The organism is uncultured Parasphingorhabdus sp., from assembly GCF_963677535.2.
Classification (GTDB): Bacteria; Pseudomonadota; Alphaproteobacteria; order Sphingomonadales; family Sphingomonadaceae; genus Parasphingorhabdus.
Genome location: NZ_CAXXUT010000003.1, coordinates 1,889,517 through 1,910,995, shown reverse-complemented (window position 1 = coordinate 1,910,995; position 21,479 = coordinate 1,889,517). Strand labels below are relative to the sequence as shown.

The following is a 21,479-nucleotide window of genomic DNA, read 5'->3' as shown; positions in this document are numbered from 1 at the left end:
CCCGAATATGGGATATAGTTAGGCATCGATGGTCGGGAAAGAAAGGCAAATCCGGTAAAATAAAGCCAAGAAACTTGACGGCGAGTCCCCGATTCGCGCAAAGGAGCAGATAGTTAATGCGCGCCTTCGGCTGGGGCGACGTACGGGAGTATATGATGGCGGGAAAAGCCAAAGAAGCGAATTGGCGTGAAATCATGCGCCTCAGCCTGTTGCGCAGCGGTGCCCTGATCGGGGCCATCGCGATTTTTCTGACGACCGTCTTCCTGTTTCTGGCGCTGGTCAGCTATTCGCCCAGCGATCCTGCTTTCAACACTTCGGCCGGCAGCGTCGAGCATAACTGGATGGGCGTTTTCGGCTCCTATCTTTCCGATTTGCTGCTGTTGCTGGTCGGCCTGCCCGCCCTGCTCTTGCTGCCTTTGCTTCTGGTGCTGGCCAACCGGTTGTGGCGCGACATTCCGCAGCCCGGCTGGAAACAGCAACTGCTTTGGTGCTTTCTGGCGATATTGCTGGTCGGCACCGCCCTCGCCCTCTGGTTCCCGGAACCGGAAATGGAACTGCCTTCCGGTCTGGGCGGCCTTGCCGGGATGCTGATCGCCAACGGAACCAGAGCCGGACTCAACGCAATTTCCGCCGGCTGGAGCGGCCTGATTTCCGGCCTGTTGATCGCGCTGACCCTGACCGGCGGCCTCGTCCTTGGCTATTTCAGCCTGCGGCTGGACAAACCATTATTCTCCGGCACCGCGTTCAAGCTGCCAGCGATAAAGAGTCCGTTCGCCGAGAAAGAGGATAGCCTGGTGGTCGAGCCGGATCGTTCGGGCGCGGCCAAGCCCAAGCCGAAAAAAGAACCCGCTCCGCGCAAGGAAGTCAAACCGGATAACCGGCCGCCGCCAGAGATTAGCGAACGCGCCTTGCCGCCGAAAAAGGCCGGCGTCAGCAAGGGCAAACAGGGGGATTTCTTCGGCCCTTATGTGCTGCCGTCGCTCGATTTGCTGACCCCCGCGCCCGAGCAGGACAATAATGTTATCGACAAGGCTGGCCTCGAACGCAACGCGCGCCTCTTGGAATCGGTACTCGACGACTTTCACGTCAAGGGCAACATCAATGCCGTGCGGCCGGGCCCGGTCGTCACCATGTACGAGCTGGAACCGGCGCCCGGCATCAAGGCCAGCCGGGTGATCCAGCTGGCCGAGGATATCGCCCGCAACATGTCGGCGCTCTCGGCGCGTGTCGCCGCCATTCCCGGGCGGACCGTCATGGGCATTGAATTGCCCAACACCAACCGCGAGATGGTGGTGCTGCACGAAATGGTCGGCAGCGACAGTTTCGCCGAACAGACTGGCAAATTGCCGATCATTCTCGGCAAGAATATCTCCGGCGACCCGGTCATTGCCGATCTGGCACCGATGCCGCATCTGCTCGTTGCGGGTACCACCGGCTCGGGTAAATCGGTCGGTCTGAACTGCATGATCCTGTCATTGCTCTACCGGCTGACTCCCGAAGACTGCAAAATGATCATGATCGACCCGAAGATGCTGGAACTCAGCACCTATGACGATATTCCGCATCTGCTGTCCCCGGTGGTCACCGAACCGGCCAAGGCCATTCGGGCGCTGAAATGGGCGGTCGAGCAGATGGAAGAGCGCTACCGGATGATGTCATCGATCTCGGTCCGCAATCTCGCCAATTACAACGAGAAGGTGAAGGCCGCCAAGGCCAAGGGCCAGCCGCTCGGCCGTCGTGTCCAGACCGGCTATGACCCGGAAACCTCTCGCCCGATCTACGAGGAAGAGCAGCTCGACTACGAAGTGCTGCCGCAGATCGTGATCATCGTCGACGAACTCGCCGATCTGATGATGACCGCCGGCAAGGAAGTTGAATTCCTGATCCAGCGACTGGCGCAAAAGGCGCGCGCGGCGGGTATCCATCTGATCATGGCGACCCAGCGTCCCTCGGTCGATGTTATCACCGGCGTGATCAAGGCCAACCTGCCGACCCGGATCAGCTTCCACGTCACCTCTAAAATCGATTCCCGGACGATTCTGGGCGAACAGGGCGCCGAGCAGCTGCTCGGCAAGGGCGATATGCTCTATATGCCCGGCGGCAAGCAGCTGACCCGTGTCCATGGCCCCTTCGTTTCCGATGACGAAGTTCGGCGGGTCGCCGATCACTGGCGTTCGCAGGGTGCACCGGACTATATCCAGGCGGTAACCGAAGAGCCCGAGGATGGCAGCTTTGCCCTCGATGGTGCCGACCTGAGCGATAGCAAGGAAGACCGGCAATATGCGCAGGCCTGCCAGATCGTGTTCGAGAGCCAGAAGGTTTCGACCAGCTGGCTGCAGCGGCAGTTGCGGATTGGCTATAACACCGCTGCCCGGATCATCGACCGGATGGAAGAGGATGAATTCATCAGTCCGCCCAATCATATCGGCCGCCGCGAAGTGCTGCGCGACCAGAATGGCGAACCCCTCTAGCTCCGCGCGATGCCTTGCATCCTGACGGAATGATTAAGCCATTGTTCAATCGCCACCCGCTAGGCGTATCTCTTGATAATCTGGAGTTTTCGTAATGTTGAAATATGGTTTCGCCTTGATCGCTGCGCCGCTGGCCCTGACAGCAAGCCTGCCCGCCACCGCACAGCAAAGCCCCGCCAACAGTCTGTCGAAGGTTCAGGCCCATTTGCGCGCCATGACCACGATGACTGCCAATTTCAGCCAGAGCGACCGCAGCGGCCAAATGCTGACCGGTAAGCTGATATTGAAACAGCCCGGCAAGATTCGCTTTCAATATCAGGACGACGCCAATTTGCTGATCGTCGGGGATGGAAAGGCGCTGACCCTGATCGACTATGATGTGAATCAGGTCCAGCGCTGGCCGATCGGCAACAGCCCGCTGGCGGCGCTGCTCAACCCCGAACGCGACCTGTCGAAATATGGCAAGATCATTCCGACACGCAATCCAGCGGTGCTCAGCGTCGAGGTCCGCGATCCGAAAAGGCCGGAATATGGCGTGATTACAATGGTCTTTACCAAAAAGCCCGGCGCGCCCGGCGGGTTGAGCCTGGATGGCTGGGTATCGCTCGATTCGAAAAACAATCGCACTTCGATCCGCCTGTCCAATCAGAAATTCGGGGTTCCCGTGGCCAACAGCAGCTTCAGCTGGACCGATCCGCGGAGAAAAACGCGCCGCAAGCGATGAGCCGAGACGGGCTGCCGATCAGCAGAAAATGATCCATCTTTCGTTCATGCTGCCGACAGAAATACGGGGCTATAACCAGAAACAGGATGAGGAGAGACAGTCAGGTTTTCCCCCTGTTACCTGACCAAATCAGTCTCAACTCATTCATGCGTGACGAACGCGAGTTTGCCCCCACCTCCTTAATGCCCCCGGAGGTGGGGGTTTTCCTTTTTTGGCCCGGGAAAATTGCACGAATCTCTATTGCCTTTGGGCTTGGGTTTCTCCGCGAGCGTGGCTATCAGACTCGGCATGAGTGATAGCCTGAAAATCGTCAGCTGGAATATTAACAGCATCCGTGCCCGTCTCGACATCGTCGAACGTTTCCTGACCGAAGAAGCGCCCGATGTCCTGTGCCTGCAGGAAACCAAGGTGCGCAACGAACAATTTCCCGAAGGCATGTTCCGCCGGCTGGGCTATAATCACATGATATTGCATGGCCAGCCGATGCACCATGGCGTTGCGATCATCAGCCGTGTGCCGCTGCACAAGGATGAGCGGTACGACTGGCAGAATAATGGCGAGGCGCGCCATGTCGGTGCAGTGCTGCAAAACGGCGTGCGGATCGAGAATGTCTATATCCCCGCCGGCGGAGAGATTCCGGACCGGGAACTCAATCCGAAATTTGGCCAGAAGCTCGATTTCTTCGGCCGGATGACCGAATGGTCGGCCAATCTCAAAGAGCCGACGATCCTGATGGGCGACTTCAATGTCGCACCGCTCGAATCGGACGTCTGGAGCCACAAGGCGCTGCTCAAGGTCGTCAGCCACACCCAGATCGAGATCGACCATCTCTACGCCATGCGCGACGCCCATGGATGGGTCGACATCGGTCGCAAGCTGATCCCCGACCCCGAGCGCCTCTATACCTGGTGGAGCTATCGCGCCAAGGACTGGCGGGCCTCGGACAAGGGTCGCCGGCTCGACCATGTCTGGACCAGCCCGGAACTGGGAGACAAGGCGAAGAGCCACGTCGTTCTCGAAGATGCGCGCAGCTGGGGCAAGCCATCCGATCATGCCCCCCTGATCACGGAATTCGAATTTTGAACGCAGTGCCGCCCGAGGGGGCCAGAAAGGCTGCCGCCCGCCGTGCGGCCCGTGCGATCGATGCGCTTCGCCGGGGCTGGTCGATTGGCGTGGAGGCGGATGGCGACCGGTTGAATCTGCTCCCGGTCGAAACTGGAAATTTGCAAGAAGCCCTGCCGGAAACCGGCACCGTTTCCCTGCTGATATCCGCCAGCCGCGCCGCGACGCTCAAGCTGCACAATCAACTGTCTGCGGGCGACCCGGGTCTGCCAATCCAGATCAGCCTTCCGGCTCCGGTCACCGCGGCGGAGATCATCGCCATTGTCGATCCGGTGCTCGATATGCAATATCCGCTGAAAGGTCCGTTCCGCAGCGAACCGCTGGCCAATCCCGAAGCCGCCGAAGCCGCAATGGAACTGGCCCGTCAGGGTGGTCTGCTACCGGCCTTTGTAGTGGTGGATGCGACGGAGGATCCCGTACAGGCTGACGATGCCGCTGCCTATGCGGACTCCAGCGCGTTGACGATCAGCGCGCATGCGAAGCTTCCGGTCGCTGCCAATAGCAACGCCCATATCTTCGGCTTCCGCAGCGACGCTGACGCCACCGATCATGTCGCGCTGGTGGTCGGCCAGCGTGACAGCAGCACGCCAGTCGTGCGTTTGCACAGCGAATGTCTCACCGGAGACGTTCTCGGCAGCCTGAAATGCGATTGCGGACCACAATTGCATGCCGCGCTCGACCAGATGACCGAGGCCAACTGGGGTGTGCTGCTGTACCTGAGGCAGGAAGGCCGCGGCATCGGGCTGATCAACAAGCTGCGCGCTTACGCGTTGCAGGATCAGGGCTTTGACACGGTCGACGCAAACCAGCGTCTCGGCTTTGCCATCGACGCCCGCGATTTCTCAATCGCCGCCCGGATGCTCGAACTGCTCAACATCCCCAAGGTGAAATTGCTGACCAACAATCCGGAAAAAGTGGAAGGATTGGAGGCATGCGGCGTTACCGTCGAAGAGCGCCTGCCGGTCAAGATAGCCGCCAATCCGCACAATGAATTTTATCTCGATACCAAGCGGGACCGCACCGGGCATCAATTGTGATGTTCTGATGTCTGATCCCTGCTTGGCGCATTATTCAACCCTGTCCGGATGACTTGCGGTCGCTCCGGAATATCTCATCCGCGATATTTCGTGCGAAATCCTTGTCCAGGGTGTCGCCGTTAAGCAGGGCGTACCAAAACGCGCCGTGGACGAAACTGGATAATATATTGATATTGCAGTCCTGACCAATCTCGCGGCGTTCTTGTGCTCGTTTCAACAGGTCAGTGACTATCTCCTCACGTGGATTCACAAAACGCTTTCTGAATATCTCACGAAAGCCGTTGTTTTCCTGCGCTGCTGCAATCAAGGCTCGGATAGTGCCTCCATTTTCGGCCAGATGTTCAAACACCTGAACCAGGAAGCGCTCCAGTTGCATCCTGGATGTTTGGGTCGGATCATTGAGCGGCGCTGATGCATATCGGCCCGTTTCTTCAAAAACCGCATCCAGCACCAGATCAGCCTTGGTGTTCCAGCGATTATATAATGTCTGTCGTGCCACCCCTGCTTCGCTCGCGATAGCGGCAATGCTAACCGCCTCATAGCCGCGCTCGCGCACCAGTTTCAGTGTAGCAGCCTTTATCGTACCCGCTGCTTCTGCATCCCGTGGCCGTCCGGCTGATCGTTTTCCTTCGCTCATGCAAGCCTCCTGGCCGGGACCATATCCCAGCAGCCAATTAATTACTAGACACTAGTCCATTTATATTGCTAGACTACAGTCTATTAATCCGCACCTGACTGTTCCGGAGTCGCCACCTGCATTTTGAGGCCCATGACTATGCTAAAAGAATCCCTCACTGCCCGCCGGGCCGCCTGCATAACCGCCGTGCTTGGCTTGCTTTCCATTTTTCCGCCGCTGGCCACCGATATGTATCTTGCCGGTCTCGGCGACATTGCAATAGCGATGGAATCGAGCGCTGCGGCCACCGAATTGTCGCTGTCCATATTTTTTCTCGGCCTGTGTGCAGGACAACTTGTCATGGGACCGCTGATCGACGGCTTCGGACGCAAAGGGCCCTTGCTCGCCGCAACGGTCCTATTTATCGCAACGTCTTTCGCCCTGATCCTGATCAAAGACATCGCGCTGTTCAATGCGCTGCGTTTTCTACAAGCGCTGGGTGCCTGTGGCGGGATGGTGGTCAGCCGCGCGGTCGTCCACGATCTGTACGACGGCCGCCGTGCAGCCAAGGCCATGACCGTATTGGTCATGTTGCTGACAATAGGTCCCATCGTATCCCCAACCATTGGTAGTCTTCTGCTTGAATCGTTCGGATGGCGGTCGATATTCGTCGCGATGATAGTCGTTGGCATCGTCGCGCTAATATTATCCCTGATAATCTTGCCAGAAACCTTGCCGCGCCAGGCCCGGGCTGCCGCTCCATTTCTCACCGGACGTAAGGCAGCGGTGAAACTGGTCACCCGTTCCAAATTTATGCTACCGGCTGTAATAGCGGGCCTTATCCAGGGCGGCATGTTTGCCTTCATCACGGGATCATCCGGTGTATTCCAAGGCGTATTCGGCCTTAGCCCGCTCGCTTATGGCCTGATGTTTGCGGGTATCGCGACAGCATTGCTTTTGTTCGGGCGTATCAATACAAAATTGCTCGACCGTTTCTCGCCTTCGCATATCCTGAAAAGCGGATTGCCTTATTACGTACTGTTCACGCTTGTGCTGACTTTGTTGTCAGGCACGACAACGCTGTGGCTCTTTGCTCTGCCGCTATGGGTGTCAATTGGAACAGTGGGGCTACTCTCTGCGAACGCCATGTCAATCGCGATGGCATCGTCACGAGATGCGGCCGGAATAGGGTCTGCCTTACTGGGAGCGATCCAATTTGGTATTGCCTTCACCGTCTCTTCCCTGGTCGCAATGGGAGGAACCGGCACGCCGCTGCCAATGGCTCTGGGCCTCTTTCTACCCGCCGTTGCCGCGCTCTTGCTTTCGACGAGATCGCCACTTCGCAACCAGGACAAAGCTGGTTTCGTTTGAGCGGTTGAGACGAACCCGGGAGCAGCGGAAGAGTAGAAAGTTTGTGTTCTCACAGGCGACTGGAGTCTCAGCGCGCCAGCGTGCATGAAAATATCTTCACTCTCGGCCCTTCGAACGGATTATTGGGAACGTGAAAACGGCCCTTAATCGTGATGCTGACACACCATGGCCGCCGCCATCAGCCTCTGGCTACATATTGATACACTTATCGAATTGACGCCACGCCAATAAGCGCAGCATTATAACCGCTCTCATAAAGGAGTAAGTTCATGCGTCGCTTGATCGTAGCAATTCTGGTGATTTCACTGGCACCAGTTTCAGCCAGTCTGGCCAAGCCTGCTCCGCCACCACCTGTTCACGAACGACCGACCGATCTGGTCGCCGCCGATCTTGGCGTTCCCGAACAGGTCTTTGTCGACTGTTTCTCCGGCGTTTCTCCTGAAGCCAACCATGACCCGTCGGTCACACAACAACATGCAAACAAGGCCATTTTATTGCCGTGCCTGCAGGCCGAAAATCCGTCCATCACCAATGAGAAGCTCGATAGCGTGATGGATAAATATCGGCCTGAAGGTCCGATGCCAAAGCCGTAGGGTCAGGGGCTAGCTGCCAATGGATCTGCGAAACCGAACCATTGGCATGTTTCCCCGAAACCTTTCATTCCGCTATCCACCCATTCGCTGCCATGGGTAACGGCCAAGGCGCGGATCCAATCCTGCAACAAAGCCCCGTCTCGACAGAGACTCAGAATGCTTTCGCCATGGGTTGCGCTCTAGAACGGAACGTCGTCGTCCAGATCGCTGTCAAAGGCGCCGCCGCCCTGACCACCGCCACCGGTCTGGCCCCAGCCGCCACCGGAACCGCCACCGGATGGCGCGCCGCCGCCCTGGCCACCACCCCAGCCGTCATTGGAACCGCCACCCTGGCCACCGCCGCCCTGGCGGCTGTCGAGCATTTCCATTTTCGCGTCAAAGCCCTGCAGCACAACATCGGTCGAATAGCGGTCATTACCGGACTGGTCCTGCCATTTGCGGGTCTGCAGCTTGCCTTCAAGATAGACCTTGCTGCCCTTGCGCAGATAGCGTTCGGCAACGCCGGCCAGGCCTTCGTTATAGATCGAGATATTGTGCCACTCGGTCTTTTCCTTGCGTTCGCCGGTCTGCTTGTCTTTCCAGCTTTCCGATGTGGCGACACTGAAATTGCAGACTTTGCCGCCATTGGCAAAGGTACGCACTTCCGGATCCTTGCCCAGATTGCCTACGATGATGACTTTGTTGATGCCGCCGGCCATTTCAAATTCCCCAAAAAATATATGTGATTTTCGATTCTTGGGAACTCTATAGACCGAGGGCGACGGCACTCCAATATGTAATACCGGCCGCCACATAGGCGAGCGCAAAAAGATAGACGAGCATGAAGGTCGGCCATTTCCAGCCGTTGGTTTCCCTGCGGGTCACGGCGATGGTCGAGATACATTGCGGCGCAAAGACAAACCAGGCGAGAAAAGCCAAAGCGGTCGGCAGCGACCAGCGGCTTTGCAGCCGTTCGGTCAGGGATTTTGCCTCCGCTTCTTCGTCCGGCGCATCAATCGCATAAGTGGTCGCGAGCGCCGCGACAGCCACTTCGCGCGCCGCCATCGCCGGGATCAGGGCGAGCGCGATATCCCGGTCGAAGCCGATCGGCTTGACGATCGGAGCAATAACATTGGTGATCCGGCCCGCCGCGCTATAGTCGACCTGGCTCATCGCGCTGTCCTCGGGGACCTTCGGGAAGGTCAGCAGCAGCCACAATATGACGGTCGCCGCAAAGATGATCGTGCCAGCACGGCGCAGGAATATCCAGGCCCGCTGCCACAGGCCGATCAATATGTCGCGCAGGCTGGGCAGCTGATATTTCGGCATTTCCATCAGGAAGCCGCTATTCGGCCCCTTGGTTACGGTCGATCGCAGAACCAGCGCCACGATCATCGCCCCGAGAATGCCGAAGACGTAGAGGCCGAACAGCACCAGACCTTGCAGGCCGATTCCCGGCCCGACGCTGGTTGGCGGGATGAACGCGCCGATGATGATCGCGTAAACCGGCAGCCGCGCGGCGCAGGTCATCAGAGGGGCAACCAATATGGTCGTCAGCCGGTCTCGCGGATCGGAGATGCTGCGCGTTGCCATGATGCCGGGAATGGCGCAGGCGAACGAGGACAGCAGCGGAATGAAACTGCGCCCGGACAGGCCGACACTGGCCATCAGCCGGTCCATGATGAAAGCGGCGCGTGTCATATAGCCACTGGCTTCGAGCAGCAGGATGAACAGGAACAGGATCAGGATCTGCGGCAGGAAGACCACCACTGAACCGACCCCGGCAATGGCGCCTTCGATGATGAAGTCGCGCAGGAAACCGGACGGCAGATTCGACTCGACCGCCGCGGCAACCCATTCGCTCGCCCCTTCGATCCAGCCGATCGGCGCCTCTGACCAGGCAAAGACTGCCTGAAACATGACGAACAGCACCGAGAGCAGAATCAACGGTCCGGCAAAGGGGTGGAGAAACAGGCGGTCGGCCCGCTCCGACCAGCGTCGTCCTGCGGTTTCGGAAACGATCGCCTGGTTGGCAATCCGCTTGGCCTGCTGCCGCAAACCGTGATCGCGCTCCTGTGCGACGATCGGCTTTACGCCATCCGGCTTTGCCTTGAGACGACCATCCACGGCCGCCGCAAGTTCGTTCAGTCCGCGCCGGCGAACGGCGACGGTCGGCACCACGGGAACCCCGAGAGCCTCCGCCAGCTTTGCCGGATCGAGAGTCAGTCCGTCCCGCTCCGCCAGATCCATCATGTTGAGCGCCACGACAACCGGGTGACCGAGTGCGATCACTTCCAGCGCAAAACGCAGATGATTGTCGAGATTGGCAGCATCGAGCACCAGCACGATCATGTCAGGCCGGCGTTCGCCCTGTTGCAGCCCCATGATGACGCCGCGCGTCACTTCTTCGTCCGGGCTGGTCGGATCGAGGCTGTAACTGCCCGGAAGGTCGACCAGTTCGGCCGGACGACCATCGGCAAAGGCGAAATGGCCGGACTTCCGTTCGACCGTAACACCGGGATAATTGGCAATCTTCTGCCGGGCTCCGGTCAGTGCATTGAACAAGGCACTTTTGCCGGAATTGGGGTTGCCCGCGAGGACAATGAGTGGCGCAGCTTCCGTCATCGTTCAGGCAGCTATCGATGCTGCAACCGGCTGAACCGATATAGCCTGTGCATGGGCCTTGCGGACGGCAATCATCATTCGTCCGACTTTCAGGGCAATCGGATCTTTCAGCCCAAACATTCCCTGGTGCAGCTTCTCCAGCGAAACACCTTCGTCGATCCCGAGCGCGCGCAGACGGCGTCCCTCGGCATCGGAAATCGCTCCCCAGTCTATGCCCACAATTTCGGCATTTTGATTGAGGGACAGCTGGTCAAGGGTTGTGGGAGTCTGCATATATCGCAACAGGGCCTTTCTAATTGCGACTGATTATCAATATAGATTCGGCTTGGCGAGTCTTTTTCTGCCTATTTGTCACCAGACGCCCAGCGCCGCGCCGCTCCGCCCCACAGGCGCTACTGTCATTCAGGCTCCGCGATAGCGCAACCGCCCGATAAAGCGGGCCATGCTGAAGCGGTCACCGCCACCGCCGGTGACCCTGGCCTTTACCTTCTCGAACTGCATGACATTTTCGATCCGCCGGTCCAGAAACGCTCTGGTATCGGAAAAATCATCGCTTTCGTCATCCAGAAAGACACTGACCGTACTGCCGTAGACGCCGGATAGCAGCGTCCTCTTGGTATAATGATTATAGTCGGTTGCCGTGTCACCAGCCAGCCGCCACATCTTGTCGGCAGCGCGCCAGCCCATTTTCGCGGCCCGGCGTAAATGCGGTGGTGCCGCCAATATGGCGACCGCCCGCCGCAGGCCTTCGCGGTCTGCCGCGAGCGCCTCCAGCCGCGCTTCGACCAGCGCCTTGATCCGTTCGCGTATTTTCATTCCGGCGAGTTCTTCGGCGCTATATTTTGCCGCCATTTTCTCGTCCACCGCCTGAAACCATGCGTCGATCATATCGACCGGCCCGTCATTGAACGCGAGTGTGGCAAGATCCGGGTCCACGCCGGCAAGTTGTGCGGCCGCCAGTACAGCCTTTCCGTTCCAGCCGTCAAAAGCGGCCTGCGCAGCCAGCGATGGCGCGAGAAAAGAGCGCACTTCGTCCAGGGTCGGTTCTTCGGGAAGCGATGCAGACATGGGGGTTCCTTTGAAATCAGCCCTATCAACATAGACAGAAATTGCCTGGTTTCAAACCATTGCATTTAGAGCAGAGGCCTCTTAACTGTCTGATTAACATTTCACGCCTCTTGTTTCAGGGAATTCCATCTTGACCACATTGTTCGATCCGATCACCGTTGGCGCCATCGAAGCCTCCAACCGCATGTTCATGGCCCCGCTGACCCGCTGCCGTTCGACCATGGAATTTGTCCCCACGCCGATCATGGGCGAATATTATGCCCAGCGCGCCGGTGCCGGCCTGATCATTTCGGAAGCCACCGGGATCAGCCAGCAGGGTCTCGGCACGCCCTTCGCTCCGGGCATCTGGAACGACACGCAAACCGAAGCGTGGAAGCCGGTTGTCGAACGCGTGCACCAGGCCGGCGGCAAGATCATCTGCCAGCTCTGGCATATGGGTCGCATCGTCCATCCCGATTTTCTCGATGGGGAAAAGCCGGTCTCCGCTTCAGCCACGACCGCGCCCGGCAGCGTCCGGACCTATCAGGGCAAGAAAGATTATGAAGAAGCCCGTCCGCTGGAAATCTCGGAAATTCCCGGCCTGCTCGACGATTACCAAAATGCGGCGGAAAATGCGAAAAAGGCCGGCTTCGACGGTGTCCAGCTGCACGCCGCCAATGGCTATCTTATCGACCAGTTCATTCGTTCCGGCACCAATTTGCGGACCGATGAATATGGCGGACCGGTCGAGAACCGTATCCGCCTGCTCGGCGAAGTAACGCAGCGGCTGGTTGAGGTCTGGGGCAGCGACCGGGTTGCGGTCCGCCTGTCACCCAATGGCGATTCCCAGGGCGCGGATGACGCGACACCGGTGGAAACCTTTACCGCTGCGGCCAAATTGCTCGACCAGATCGGCATCGCCTTTCTCGAACTGCGCGAGCCCCCTGCCCACGGCACCTACGGAAATACCGACGTGCCGCCGGTCAGCCCCGATATCCGCCCGGTCTTCCATCGGCCACTGGTGCTCAACAGCGACTATTTCTACGATAACGCGACCGCAGCGCTGGCTGAAAACAAGGCCGACGCGATCAGCTTTGGCCGGACATTCATGACCAATCCGGACCTGCCGGAGCGGTTCCGGGCGGGCGCGGAACTCAACCCGACCGATTTCACCCCGACCTGGTACACCCAGGGTCCGGAAGGATATACCGACTATCCGACAATGGATGAGGAAAAAGTCGCGACGGCCTGAATTGCCGGCGTTCGATCAGAAGTTGCTCTGGAGTCGGCGGAACATATTCTGGACCGCCGATTCGGCTTCCTTGTCCTGATTCATGCGCCCGGAGAGGCGCAGCAGGCGCTGGAACAATTCTTCGCTGGCCATGATGATCTGGCGCGCTTCTACCGGAAAACTCTCGACCAGCGCCTGATCGGTAACGGGTGCCTGACCGAGCGAGCGATCCCGGTTCCATGCTTCGGCTTCGGACAATTCCCCGCTTTGCAAGGCTTTCTGATTCAACAGCCAGGCGATGCAATGCATCAGTCTGGTCGTGACTTTGAGGGATTCGCATGAAAAGGAAACGGCCAGAAGATTGTCCGGATCGGATTCTTCCTGGAAACGCCCGGATTCAAAATAGGAACGGGACTCGTCCGCGAGCAGCATGGCTTCGGTATAAAGTGCGTCGATCAATCTGGTCGTCAAAAGGGCTTCACGATCTGGCATAGAAGCTCCGTAGCAATTTTTTGCAGTTCTTTGACAGCAAATTTTCCACGTCAGAACGGCCTGCGGGGCCTCTGTTTCAAACTGACACGCGGAAGGTTCCAGGGTTAACTGGTGGACGGCACTGGTTAACGGACGGCAGGTCCGCAGACGAGCGCGGCCTCAGGCGATAATATCCGGAATCAGCTGGTTTTCGATCATGATGATCCGGTCGCGCAACTGCAATTTTCTTTTCTTGAGTCGCGCGGTCCGCAACTGATCCGGATTGCCCGTTGCCACCAGCGCGGCAATCGCCTCGTCGAGATCGCGATGCTCGACTTTCAGCATTTCAAGCCGCATTTGCAACTCTTCATCGCTCATCCCCATTCCGGCTCAATCTCCCCCTTGCGTCGCTTACGCAATTTTGCAATCTTCACTCTATTCATGGTTCAGGTCGAAACCAAGACCTTTAACCCATGTAGCAGGAGGCGAGGCCAAATTGGCCAGCTCAGCAGGAAAGGAAGCTTTCACCCTCTTTCATTTTCAAAAAACAATATTTCTGAGGAGATTTTTATGATTCAGGATCACATGTCAGCATTGCGCAAAAAACATGAAGCGCTGGAACGCAAGATAAATGAAGAAGAAACCCGCCCGCTTCCGGACACGATTCGAATCCATAATCTGAAGAAAGAAAAGCTCCGGCTGAAAGAGGAACTGCTTAACTAGCGGAAAATCGGGGACGACGAACCGGCTGGTCCGGAAAAAATATTCATTGCCCTGGCCGAAGTGCCGTTTTCTGCTTCGCACTCATACGGCGTTTCTGCTAGGCAATGACCATGCCCGCATCCGATCCCTCCAGCACCAAGACTGCCCGCAATATCCTGACCGGTCTCCGGTCGATCATGGCGTCCCGCGGCAACGCACAGGCGAAGCTCAACCAGGTGGTTGAGACCATAGCCGAGGCGGTGAGCAGCGAGGTCTGTTCAATCTATTTGCGCCGCGACGGCCTGCTGGAACTTTACGCAACCCGCGGGCTGAACGCGGAAGCAGTGCATGTAACGAAACTCGCGATGGGCGAAGGCCTGACCGGCTATATTGCCAAGAATGTCGAGACGCTCAATCTCGACGAGGCGGCGAGCCACCCTGACTTCCAGTACCGGCCGGAAACCGGCGAAGAAAAATTTCACAGCTTTGCCGGTGTGCCGATCATCCGCAACCAGCAGTCTATCGGTGTTCTCTGTGCCCAGCATGTCGAACCCCGCCGCTATTCCGAAGTCGAGATTGAAGCGTTCCAGACGGCGGCAATGGTCCTGTCCGAGCTGATCATCAGCGCGGAACTGGTCGATGACAATTTCGCCCAGGAGACGGCAACCCTCGACATTGGTGCCAACCGCCTGAGCGGATTGCAACTGGTCAAGGGCAAGGCGCGCGGTCATGCGGTGTTCCACCAGCCGCGTGTCAAGATCGAGCATACGGTGGCGGAAGATATCGAAGCGGAACGGCACCGGGTCTATTCCGCCTTCGACAAGATGCGCGACCAGATCGACCAGATGACCAGCCAGGCCGAATTCGGGGTGGGCGGCGAGCATGAAGAGGTGCTCGAGACCTACAAGATGTTCGCCTATGACGAGGGCTGGAGCCGGCGGATCAACGAAGCGATCGACAGCGGCCTGACCGCCGAAGCAGCGATCGAACGCGTGCAGCAGCATACGCGGATGCGCATGCGGCAGATTGACGATCCGTTGCTGGCCGAGCGCATGCACGATCTGGAGGATCTCGCCAATCGGCTGTTGCGGACGGTTTCGGGACAATTGGGAACCGCCGCAAAAATGGGATTGCGGCAGGATTCGATCCTGATTGCCCGCAACCTCGGACCGGCCGAACTGCTCGAATATGACCGGCGCAAGCTGAAAGGCGTCATCCTCGAGGAAGGTTCGCTGACCGCCCATGTCACGATCATCGCGCGCGCCATGGGCATACCGATACTCGGACAGGTCAAGAATATCCGGCAATTCGTCCGGGAAGACGATCCTCTTCTGCTAAATGTCGACGAAAAGACCGTCTTCGTCCGTCCCAGCCCCTCGATGGAGGAAGCGTTCGAGGCGCAGCTGGAGCTCAGCCAGAAAAAACGCGCCGCCTATTCCGAACTGCGCGACAAGGAAGCCGTAACCAGGGACGGCGTCCGGATCACGCTCAATATCAACGCCGGCCTGCGGGACGATCTGGCTTTGCTCAATCTGACCGGCGCGGACGGCATCGGTCTGTTCCGCACCGAATTCCAGTTTCTGGTCGCCGCGACCATGCCGGGCAGGGCCGGGCAGACGCGCTTTTACCGCGATGTGCTGGATGCCGCCGGAGACAAGCCGGTCATTTTCCGCACCGTCGATATCGGCGGCGACAAGCCCCTGCCCTATTTCCAGGCCAGCGAGATCAAGGAAGACAATCCGGCAATGGGCTGGCGGGCGATCCGCATCGGTCTGGAACGGGACGCCTTGATGAAGGTTCAGGCGCGCGCCCTGATCGAGGCTGCAGCGGGACGGAAACTGAACGTCATGTTCCCGATGATTGCAGAGCCGTGGGAATTTGACGAGGCACGGGCGGTATTCGAAAATCAGCGCCTCTATCTGCAAAGCCAGAAGAAGCGGCTGCCAACGCAGATCCGCTACGGCGCCATGCTGGAAGTTCCGGCGCTGGCAGAATGTCTGGACCTGATGGCAGACCGGCTCGATTTTCTGTCGATCGGCACCAATGATCTGACCCAGTTTCTGTTTGCCGCCGACCGCAGCAACCCGAAACTGGCCGAACGGTTCGACTGGATGAGCCCGGCCATTCTCCGATTCCTGCGCCGCGCCTCTGACAATGCTGCGCGTTTTGATATCCCGCTCGGTATTTGCGGAGAGATGGGCGGCCGGCCGCTCGATGCTCTGGCGCTGCTTGGCCTTGGCATCCGGAACCTGTCGATCACCCCCGCCTCGGTCGGTCCGATCAAGGCAATGGTCCGGTCTCTTAATCTCGGCGAAGCCCGATCCGAGATGGAAGCGATATTGCAGGAAGCGCCAAACGAGCCGAGAGCGCGCCTCGAGCAATGGGCCAATCAGCGCGATGTTGATCTGGGCTGACCATTGCCAGGCGATCCGCCGACGATTCACCTTGCGAGCCAGAGAAAAAGTAAAATCCAGCGACTAACGCATGATAGTCATTGACTTTTGCCGCCCAAACTGGCTTTTTCGTCGCAAATCCGGGACGTGCGAAAAGGGTCGCAAATTGATCCGGCCAAGGGAGTTTTTGTGGCCGAAGAAACCAATGAAGACGCAAATGTTGAGCTGAATCTGCACAGCACGGGCGAATTGTTGCGCCGTGCGCGGGAGCAGAAAAATCTCTCGCTGGACGATGTTGCCAAGAAGACCCGAATCCCGCTGCGCCATCTGGAGTCGCTAGAAAGCGGCGATTTCGAAGCGCTGCCCGGACGAACCTATGCAATCGGTTTTGCCAAATCCTACGCCAGAACGGTGGGCCTGGTCGACGCTACGATCGGCAGCCAGTTGCGTGCCGAAATGGATGAACAGGGACACGGCGCCTATCAGGCCGAAGTAAGCGATTATGCACCGGCAAACCCGTCCAGCATTCCGCCCCGCTATCTGGCATGGACAGCGGCAGGTATCGGCGCGCTGGTTCTGATCGGTTATCTTGTCTGGCGTACATTGATCCTCAATCCCGGTGACCTTGAACTGGCTGCAGACAGCGAACCCGCTATGCCGGCAGAAACTGCATCGCCCGATACCCCGGGCCAGACTGTCGCGGGCAGCAACCCGATGCCATCTGGTCAGGGCACTGTCGTTCTTACGGCAACCGAACCGGTCTGGATGAAAATCTATGATGCGGAGGGCGAGCGTCTGTTCGAGGACCAGATGGCCGCCGGCGAAACCTTTACCGTGCCGGCAGATGCCGATGATCCGCAGATCCTGACCGGACGCCCTGCAGCGCTGACGGTCACCATTGACGGACAGGTTGTCCCCCAGCTGGGCAGCGCCGAGCGGACGATAAAGGACGTCGGCGTCAGCGCGGCCGCGCTGCTGGCGCGGGAAACGGTCAACAACCCGGATGCCGATCTGCCGTCCGAATAACCGCCGCCGGGGCCGCCAGGATCGCGACACGCCTCCGGATCAAACCCGTTGTCCGGTATAATATTATTTACTTTTCAGCGCAGTATATGGTTAATATGCGCGCAATTTGCGGAGGCCTCGATGAAGACATTCGGTATCACAATCCTGCTCACCAGCCTGCTTGCCAGCACGCCTTTATCGGCCCAGAGCGCCGATGTGGACAAGCGCGTCGACCGGCTCGAACAGGAGATGCGTGCGGTCCAGCGCAAAGTCTTCCCGGGTGGTTCAACCCGCTATTTCGAACCTGAAATCACCGCGGAATCGGGTCCGGCAACCCCCGCGACATCGGTCACGACTTCCGCTGTCAGTGACCTGATCGCCCGGGTAGATGCGCTCGAGTCCAGCCTGGCCAATCTCACCGGGCAGGTCGAGGAGAACGGCTTTCGGCTGAAGAAGATAGAGGACCAGCTGGCAGCGGCCGCCACCCCGACGGCGAGCGTGTCGACGGCCAATAGCGGCAGCGCTGCGGCAGCGACGGCTGCAACCACAGCCGAGGAGGCCGCACCTGATCCGCAACGAGTGGTGGGCGTCGCCGCGATCGTCATGCCGGACACCGGCGATGCCGGCGAGGATTCCTATATTTACGGCTACCGCCTGTGGGATGCGAAATTCTATCCGGAAGCGCAAGCGCAGTTGAAGAAAACAGTCGAGGATCATCCGAACCATCGCCGCGCGAGTTTTGCGCAAAATCTGCTCGGACGCGCCTATCTCGATGACAACAAGCCGGCGCTGGCTTCGGTTGCCCTCTATGAAAACTACCAGAAAAGGCCGCGCGGAGAGCGCGCTCCGGACAGCCTCTATTTTCTCAGCAGCGCGCTGGTACAGCTGGGGAAAAAGGACGATGCCTGTCGGGTATTGGCCGAGATGGAGGATGTCTATCCCGAGGTCGCCAGTGGCCGGCTGGCCAGCCGCGTGACATCGGGCAAGGCTGCTGCCAATTGCAAATAGGCCATGACCGGTGCCCCTGCCTCGCTGGAAATCCGTTTCGCGGAGGCGCTTGACCGGCTGCTGCCGTCCTTTGCATCCAAGGAACAGACACTCGGTCTGGCGGTGTCCGGCGGCCCCGACAGTCTGGCCCTGCTGTTGCTGGCATCCAAAGCCTATCCGGACAGGATCGCCGCAGCCACCGTCGACCACGGCCTGCGCCCCGCCGGGCGCGAAGAGGCGGAATTTACGGCCTCGGTCTGTCGCGAACATAACATTCCGCACGACATATTGCGCCCGGTTGTTCCGATCCGCGGCAGTATCCAGAGCGCCGCACGCCGCGCCCGTTACGGGTTGCTCCACGACTGGATGAAGGACCGGCGTATCGACTGGCTGGCAACCGCGCATCACGCCGATGACCAGCTGGAGACCATGATCATGCGCATCCTGCGCGGCAGCGGCATTGACGGCCTTTCGGGGATCAGGGCGAAACGCTCCCATATCATCCGCCCCCTGCTTGATTTCCAGAAACCGGAACTGGTCGCCTATGTCGCCGGCCACGGCCTGGAAGCGGTCGACGATCCCTCCAATCGCGATCAGGGTTTTGACCGGGTGCGGGTGCGCAAGGCGCTGCAGGATCTGGAAGGCTTCGATACCAGCCTTGCGAGCCAGAGCGCAAGCGCAGTGGGCGACGCCCGCGAGGCTATAGAATGGATGACGGATCAACTCGCCGGTGACCATATCAAAAGCACGGCCACGGGCTGCACCCTGTCCGACACCCGCTTTCCGCACGAGATCCAGCGGCGACTGTTGCTCCGTTGCCTGCATATCTGTGATCCTGCCCTGTCTCCACGCGGTAACCAGATCGACCAGACAATCCTAGCACTGGAAAAAGGCGAAACCGTCACCCTGGGGAATATATTATGCCGGGGTGGCGCAGTCTGGCGCTTCCAGCCGGCGCCAAGGCGCCGGACCAGCTGACGGAGCGACACGGCGCTGGATAGCGGCTGAGCCGATCACTTTGATCGGTAAAAACATTGGCCTACTTATTGTCATCCGCAGCAAAAGGACTATCTTGAAAGCATAGATAATTGTGGCGTGATGCCGTTCATCCGCTGCAACATTGATTACAGGACAAAATACGCAATGAATGACGAACAGGATCCCAAAGAAAATCCCTGGATGAAAAGCATGTTCATCTGGGCCGGCGTCATCATCGCGCTTCTGCTCACCGTATCGATGTTCGGAGCGGGCGCCTCGGGCGAAGGGGCGACCGGCATCAGCTATTCCTCCTTCCGCGACAAGGTAGAGGAAGGCAGTGTGAAAAGCGTGGCCATTGCGCCGGACAAGATCACCGGCGAGCTGACCAATGGCGACCTGTTCACCACCACACCGGTTGGCAGCGATCCGTCGCTGGTAACGCTGCTGGACGAGAAAGGCGTGGAATATAGCGGCAAGCCGCAGGAGCAGGCCAGCATCTGGCAGATCATCCTCGTCCAGTCGCTTCCTTTCCTGCTGATTCTCGGCATCGCTTTCTTCGTGCTGCGCCAGATGCAGAAGGGCAGCGGGTCCGGAGCGATGGGCTTTGGCAAATCCAAGGCCAAGCTGCTGACCGAGAAACAGGGAAAGGTGACCTTTGCCGATGTCGCCGGCATCGACGAAGCACGCGAAGAGCTGGAAGAGATTGTCGAATTTCTGAAAAATCCCGGACGCTTTGCCAAACTCGGGGGCCAGATCCCGAAAGGCGCATTGCTCGTCGGTTCGCCGGGTACCGGTAAAACGCTGCTGGCTCGCGCTATCGCAGGCGAAGCGGGCGTGCCATTCTTCTCCATCTCCGGTTCGGATTTTGTCGAAATGTTTGTCGGCGTCGGCGCCAGCCGTGTCCGCGACATGTTCGAACAGGCGAAGAAAAACGCGCCGTGCATCGTCTTCATCGACGAAATCGACGCCGTTGGTCGTCATCGTGGTGCCGGTCTCGGCAATGGCAATGACGAACGCGAGCAGACGCTGAACCAGCTGCTGGTCGAAATGGACGGTTTCGAAGCCAATGAAGGCATCATCATCATCGCCGCGACCAACCGTCCCGACGTGCTTGACCCGGCCCTGCTGCGTCCGGGCCGTTTTGACCGGCAGGTTGTCGTGCCGCGTCCCGATATCGAAGGCCGCGAGAAGATTCTTGCTGTCCACATGAAGAAAGTGCCGCTGGCGCCAGACGTCGACGCGCGGACCATTGCACGCGGCACGCCCGGCTTCTCCGGCGCTGATCTGGCAAACCTTGTCAACGAAGCGGCACTGATGGCGGCCCGGCGTGGCAAGCGGATGGTCGCGATGAGCGAGTTCGAGGACGCCAAGGACAAGGTCATGATGGGCACCGAGCGCAAGTCCATGGTGATGACCGACGACGAGAAAAAAATGACCGCCTATCACGAAGCCGGCCATGCCATTGTCTCAGTCCACGAGCCGGCCTCCGATCCGATCCACAAGGCGACGATCATCCCCCGTGGCCGTGCGCTCGGCATGGTGATGCGCCTGCCCGAACGGGACAATTACAGCTATCACCGCGACAAGATGCACGCCAATCTGGCGGTATCGATGGGCGGCCGCGTCGCCGAGGAAATCATCTTCGGCTATGACAAGGTTTCCTCCGGCGCATCCGGCGATATTCAATATGCCACCAAGCTGGCCCGTGACATGGTGACCCAATGGGGCATGTCGGACCTGATGGGGCCGTTGCAATATGAAGAGGAACAGGGCGAAACCTTCCTCGGCTATTCACAGTCCCAGCGCGTTCATATGTCGGACGAAACCGCAAAGAAAATCGATCTGGAAATCCGCAAGCTGATCGACGACAGCTATGACCGCGCGAAACAGTTGCTGACCGATCATGAGGATCAGCTTCACGCACTGGCCAATGCGCTGCTCGAATATGAGACCCTGTCGGGCGAGGAAATCGACGAACTGGTCAAGACCGGCAAGTTCGAGCGGCCTGATGGCGGAGTGATCAAGCCGGCTGCCGCTCCTTCGGTCGGCACGTCCATTCCAAAAGCGGGGCGGAAGAAAAAGGGCCCGTTTGGCGATCCCAAGCCACAAGGCGCCTGACAGGCTTAC

General features: G+C 58.9%; 20 protein-coding genes. 13 read left to right on the top strand and 7 right to left on the bottom strand.

What is annotated here, in order from left to right; all coding sequences use genetic code 11:
- The first annotated feature begins 155 nt into the window (after positions 1-155).
- The 4 genes from ACHZCJ_RS16305 to ribA all read left to right on the top strand — a co-directional run bounded on the left by ACHZCJ_RS16305 (position 156) and on the right by ribA (position 5,354).
- Complete coding sequence (locus ACHZCJ_RS16305) at positions 156-2,471, top strand: DNA translocase FtsK 4TM domain-containing protein (protein WP_321327620.1); 2,316 nt, start codon at positions 156-158, stop codon at positions 2,469-2,471.
- Between the two features lie 94 nt (positions 2,472-2,565).
- Entirely contained in the window at positions 2,566-3,195 is a 630-nt protein-coding gene (locus tag ACHZCJ_RS16300; protein WP_321327619.1) for an outer membrane lipoprotein carrier protein LolA, read from the top strand.
- A 288-nt stretch (positions 3,196-3,483) separates the two neighbouring features.
- Positions 3,484-4,278, top strand: a complete 795-nt coding sequence (locus ACHZCJ_RS16295) for an exodeoxyribonuclease III (protein WP_159644140.1) — start codon at positions 3,484-3,486, stop codon at positions 4,276-4,278.
- Complete coding sequence (ribA, locus tag ACHZCJ_RS16290) at positions 4,275-5,354, top strand: GTP cyclohydrolase II (RefSeq protein ID WP_321327617.1); 1,080 nt, start codon at positions 4,275-4,277, stop codon at positions 5,352-5,354. The genes ACHZCJ_RS16295 and ribA overlap by 4 nt, the downstream gene beginning before the upstream one ends.
- A gap of 34 nt (positions 5,355-5,388) precedes the next feature.
- On the opposite strand, the gene ACHZCJ_RS16285 is transcribed toward ribA, so the two are convergent.
- Positions 5,389-5,991, bottom strand: a complete 603-nt coding sequence (locus ACHZCJ_RS16285; RefSeq protein WP_321327616.1) for a TetR/AcrR family transcriptional regulator — start codon at positions 5,989-5,991, stop codon at positions 5,389-5,391.
- A 138-nt stretch (positions 5,992-6,129) separates the two neighbouring features.
- On the opposite strand from ACHZCJ_RS16285, the gene ACHZCJ_RS16280 reads away from it, so the two are divergent.
- Complete coding sequence (locus tag ACHZCJ_RS16280) at positions 6,130-7,341, top strand: multidrug effflux MFS transporter (protein WP_321327615.1); 1,212 nt, start codon at positions 6,130-6,132, stop codon at positions 7,339-7,341.
- 269 nt (positions 7,342-7,610) lie between these two features.
- Positions 7,611-7,934, top strand: coding sequence for a hypothetical protein (locus tag ACHZCJ_RS16275; RefSeq protein ID WP_159644150.1), 324 nt, complete (start codon positions 7,611-7,613; stop codon positions 7,932-7,934).
- A 179-nt stretch (positions 7,935-8,113) separates the two neighbouring features.
- Here the strand turns inward: ACHZCJ_RS16275 and ssb are convergent, their stop codons facing one another.
- From ssb to ACHZCJ_RS16255, 4 genes are all read right to left on the bottom strand, one after another.
- Complete coding sequence (gene ssb, locus ACHZCJ_RS16270; RefSeq protein ID WP_321327612.1) at positions 8,114-8,632, bottom strand: single-stranded DNA-binding protein; 519 nt, start codon at positions 8,630-8,632, stop codon at positions 8,114-8,116.
- A 46-nt stretch (positions 8,633-8,678) separates the two neighbouring features.
- Positions 8,679-10,538 (bottom strand): ferrous iron transporter B, encoded by a 1,860-nt coding sequence (locus ACHZCJ_RS16265; protein ID WP_321327610.1) that lies wholly within the window; start codon positions 10,536-10,538, stop codon positions 8,679-8,681.
- Positions 10,539-10,541: 3 nt separating this feature from the next.
- On the bottom strand, positions 10,542-10,811 hold the full coding sequence (locus tag ACHZCJ_RS16260; RefSeq protein WP_159644162.1) for a FeoA family protein: 270 nt from the start codon (positions 10,809-10,811) through the stop codon (positions 10,542-10,544).
- A 129-nt stretch (positions 10,812-10,940) separates the two neighbouring features.
- A complete protein-coding gene (locus ACHZCJ_RS16255) occupies positions 10,941-11,606 on the bottom strand; it encodes a COQ9 family protein (RefSeq protein ID WP_159644177.1) in 666 nt (221 codons plus the stop codon).
- Between the two features lie 130 nt (positions 11,607-11,736).
- Here ACHZCJ_RS16255 and ACHZCJ_RS16250 point away from each other — a divergent pair, with 130 nt between their 5' ends.
- Complete coding sequence (locus tag ACHZCJ_RS16250) at positions 11,737-12,837, top strand: alkene reductase (RefSeq protein ID WP_321327607.1); 1,101 nt, start codon at positions 11,737-11,739, stop codon at positions 12,835-12,837.
- Positions 12,838-12,852: 15 nt separating this feature from the next.
- On the opposite strand, the gene ACHZCJ_RS16245 is transcribed toward ACHZCJ_RS16250, so the two are convergent.
- Positions 12,853-13,308, bottom strand: coding sequence for a DUF1465 family protein (locus ACHZCJ_RS16245; protein WP_236553937.1), 456 nt, complete (start codon positions 13,306-13,308; stop codon positions 12,853-12,855).
- A gap of 159 nt (positions 13,309-13,467) precedes the next feature.
- Complete coding sequence (locus ACHZCJ_RS16240; protein WP_159644184.1) at positions 13,468-13,665, bottom strand: YdcH family protein; 198 nt, start codon at positions 13,663-13,665, stop codon at positions 13,468-13,470.
- A gap of 192 nt (positions 13,666-13,857) precedes the next feature.
- Between ACHZCJ_RS16240 and ACHZCJ_RS16235 the strand changes: the two genes are divergently transcribed.
- From ACHZCJ_RS16235 to ftsH, 6 genes are all read left to right on the top strand, one after another.
- On the top strand, positions 13,858-14,010 hold the full coding sequence (locus ACHZCJ_RS16235; protein ID WP_159644190.1) for a YdcH family protein: 153 nt from the start codon (positions 13,858-13,860) through the stop codon (positions 14,008-14,010).
- A 110-nt stretch (positions 14,011-14,120) separates the two neighbouring features.
- Positions 14,121-16,403 carry a phosphoenolpyruvate--protein phosphotransferase gene (gene ptsP / locus ACHZCJ_RS16230; RefSeq protein ID WP_321327603.1) on the top strand — a complete coding sequence of 761 codons (2,283 nt, stop codon included), beginning with the start codon at positions 14,121-14,123 and terminating at the stop codon, positions 16,401-16,403.
- Between the two features lie 168 nt (positions 16,404-16,571).
- Positions 16,572-17,408, top strand: a complete 837-nt coding sequence (locus ACHZCJ_RS16225; protein WP_321327601.1) for a RodZ domain-containing protein — start codon at positions 16,572-16,574, stop codon at positions 17,406-17,408.
- Between the two features lie 120 nt (positions 17,409-17,528).
- Positions 17,529-18,395 carry a tol-pal system YbgF family protein gene (locus ACHZCJ_RS16220; protein WP_159644199.1) on the top strand — a complete coding sequence of 289 codons (867 nt, stop codon included), beginning with the start codon at positions 17,529-17,531 and terminating at the stop codon, positions 18,393-18,395.
- 3 nt (positions 18,396-18,398) lie between these two features.
- Positions 18,399-19,352: a tRNA lysidine(34) synthetase TilS gene (gene tilS, locus ACHZCJ_RS16215; protein WP_321327598.1), complete on the top strand. Its 954-nt coding sequence runs from the start codon at positions 18,399-18,401 to the stop codon at positions 19,350-19,352.
- 165 nt (positions 19,353-19,517) lie between these two features.
- Positions 19,518-21,470: an ATP-dependent zinc metalloprotease FtsH gene (gene ftsH, locus ACHZCJ_RS16210; RefSeq protein WP_321327597.1), complete on the top strand. Its 1,953-nt coding sequence runs from the start codon at positions 19,518-19,520 to the stop codon at positions 21,468-21,470.
- Positions 21,471-21,479: the final 9 nt, after the last annotated feature.

Bases quoted from the DNA above. Each gene is read 5' to 3' on its own strand.
- ACHZCJ_RS16265 (WP_321327610.1), bottom strand. From the start codon at position 10,538: ATGACGGAAGCTGCGCCACTCATTGTCCTCGCGGGCAACCCCAATTCC.
- ACHZCJ_RS16280 (WP_321327615.1), top strand. From the start codon at position 6,130: ATGCTAAAAGAATCCCTCACTGCCCGCCGGGCCGCCTGCATAACCGCC.
- tilS (WP_321327598.1), top strand. From the start codon at position 18,399: ATGACCGGTGCCCCTGCCTCGCTGGAAATCCGTTTCGCGGAGGCGCTT.
- ACHZCJ_RS16240 (WP_159644184.1), bottom strand. From the start codon at position 13,665: ATGAGCGATGAAGAGTTGCAAATGCGGCTTGAAATGCTGAAAGTCGAG.
- ftsH (WP_321327597.1), top strand. From the start codon at position 19,518: ATGAATGACGAACAGGATCCCAAAGAAAATCCCTGGATGAAAAGCATG.
- ACHZCJ_RS16260 (WP_159644162.1), bottom strand. From the start codon at position 10,811: ATGCAGACTCCCACAACCCTTGACCAGCTGTCCCTCAATCAAAATGCC.
- ptsP (WP_321327603.1), top strand. From the start codon at position 14,121: ATGCCCGCATCCGATCCCTCCAGCACCAAGACTGCCCGCAATATCCTG.
- ACHZCJ_RS16295 (WP_159644140.1), top strand. From the start codon at position 3,484: ATGAGTGATAGCCTGAAAATCGTCAGCTGGAATATTAACAGCATCCGT.
- ACHZCJ_RS16220 (WP_159644199.1), top strand. From the start codon at position 17,529: ATGAAGACATTCGGTATCACAATCCTGCTCACCAGCCTGCTTGCCAGC.
- ACHZCJ_RS16305 (WP_321327620.1), top strand. From the start codon at position 156: ATGGCGGGAAAAGCCAAAGAAGCGAATTGGCGTGAAATCATGCGCCTC.
- ssb (WP_321327612.1), bottom strand. From the start codon at position 8,632: ATGGCCGGCGGCATCAACAAAGTCATCATCGTAGGCAATCTGGGCAAG.
- ACHZCJ_RS16245 (WP_236553937.1), bottom strand. From the start codon at position 13,308: ATGCCAGATCGTGAAGCCCTTTTGACGACCAGATTGATCGACGCACTT.
- ACHZCJ_RS16235 (WP_159644190.1), top strand. From the start codon at position 13,858: ATGATTCAGGATCACATGTCAGCATTGCGCAAAAAACATGAAGCGCTG.
- ACHZCJ_RS16285 (WP_321327616.1), bottom strand. From the start codon at position 5,991: ATGAGCGAAGGAAAACGATCAGCCGGACGGCCACGGGATGCAGAAGCA.
- ACHZCJ_RS16255 (WP_159644177.1), bottom strand. From the start codon at position 11,606: ATGTCTGCATCGCTTCCCGAAGAACCGACCCTGGACGAAGTGCGCTCT.
- ACHZCJ_RS16275 (WP_159644150.1), top strand. From the start codon at position 7,611: ATGCGTCGCTTGATCGTAGCAATTCTGGTGATTTCACTGGCACCAGTT.
- ACHZCJ_RS16300 (WP_321327619.1), top strand. From the start codon at position 2,566: ATGTTGAAATATGGTTTCGCCTTGATCGCTGCGCCGCTGGCCCTGACA.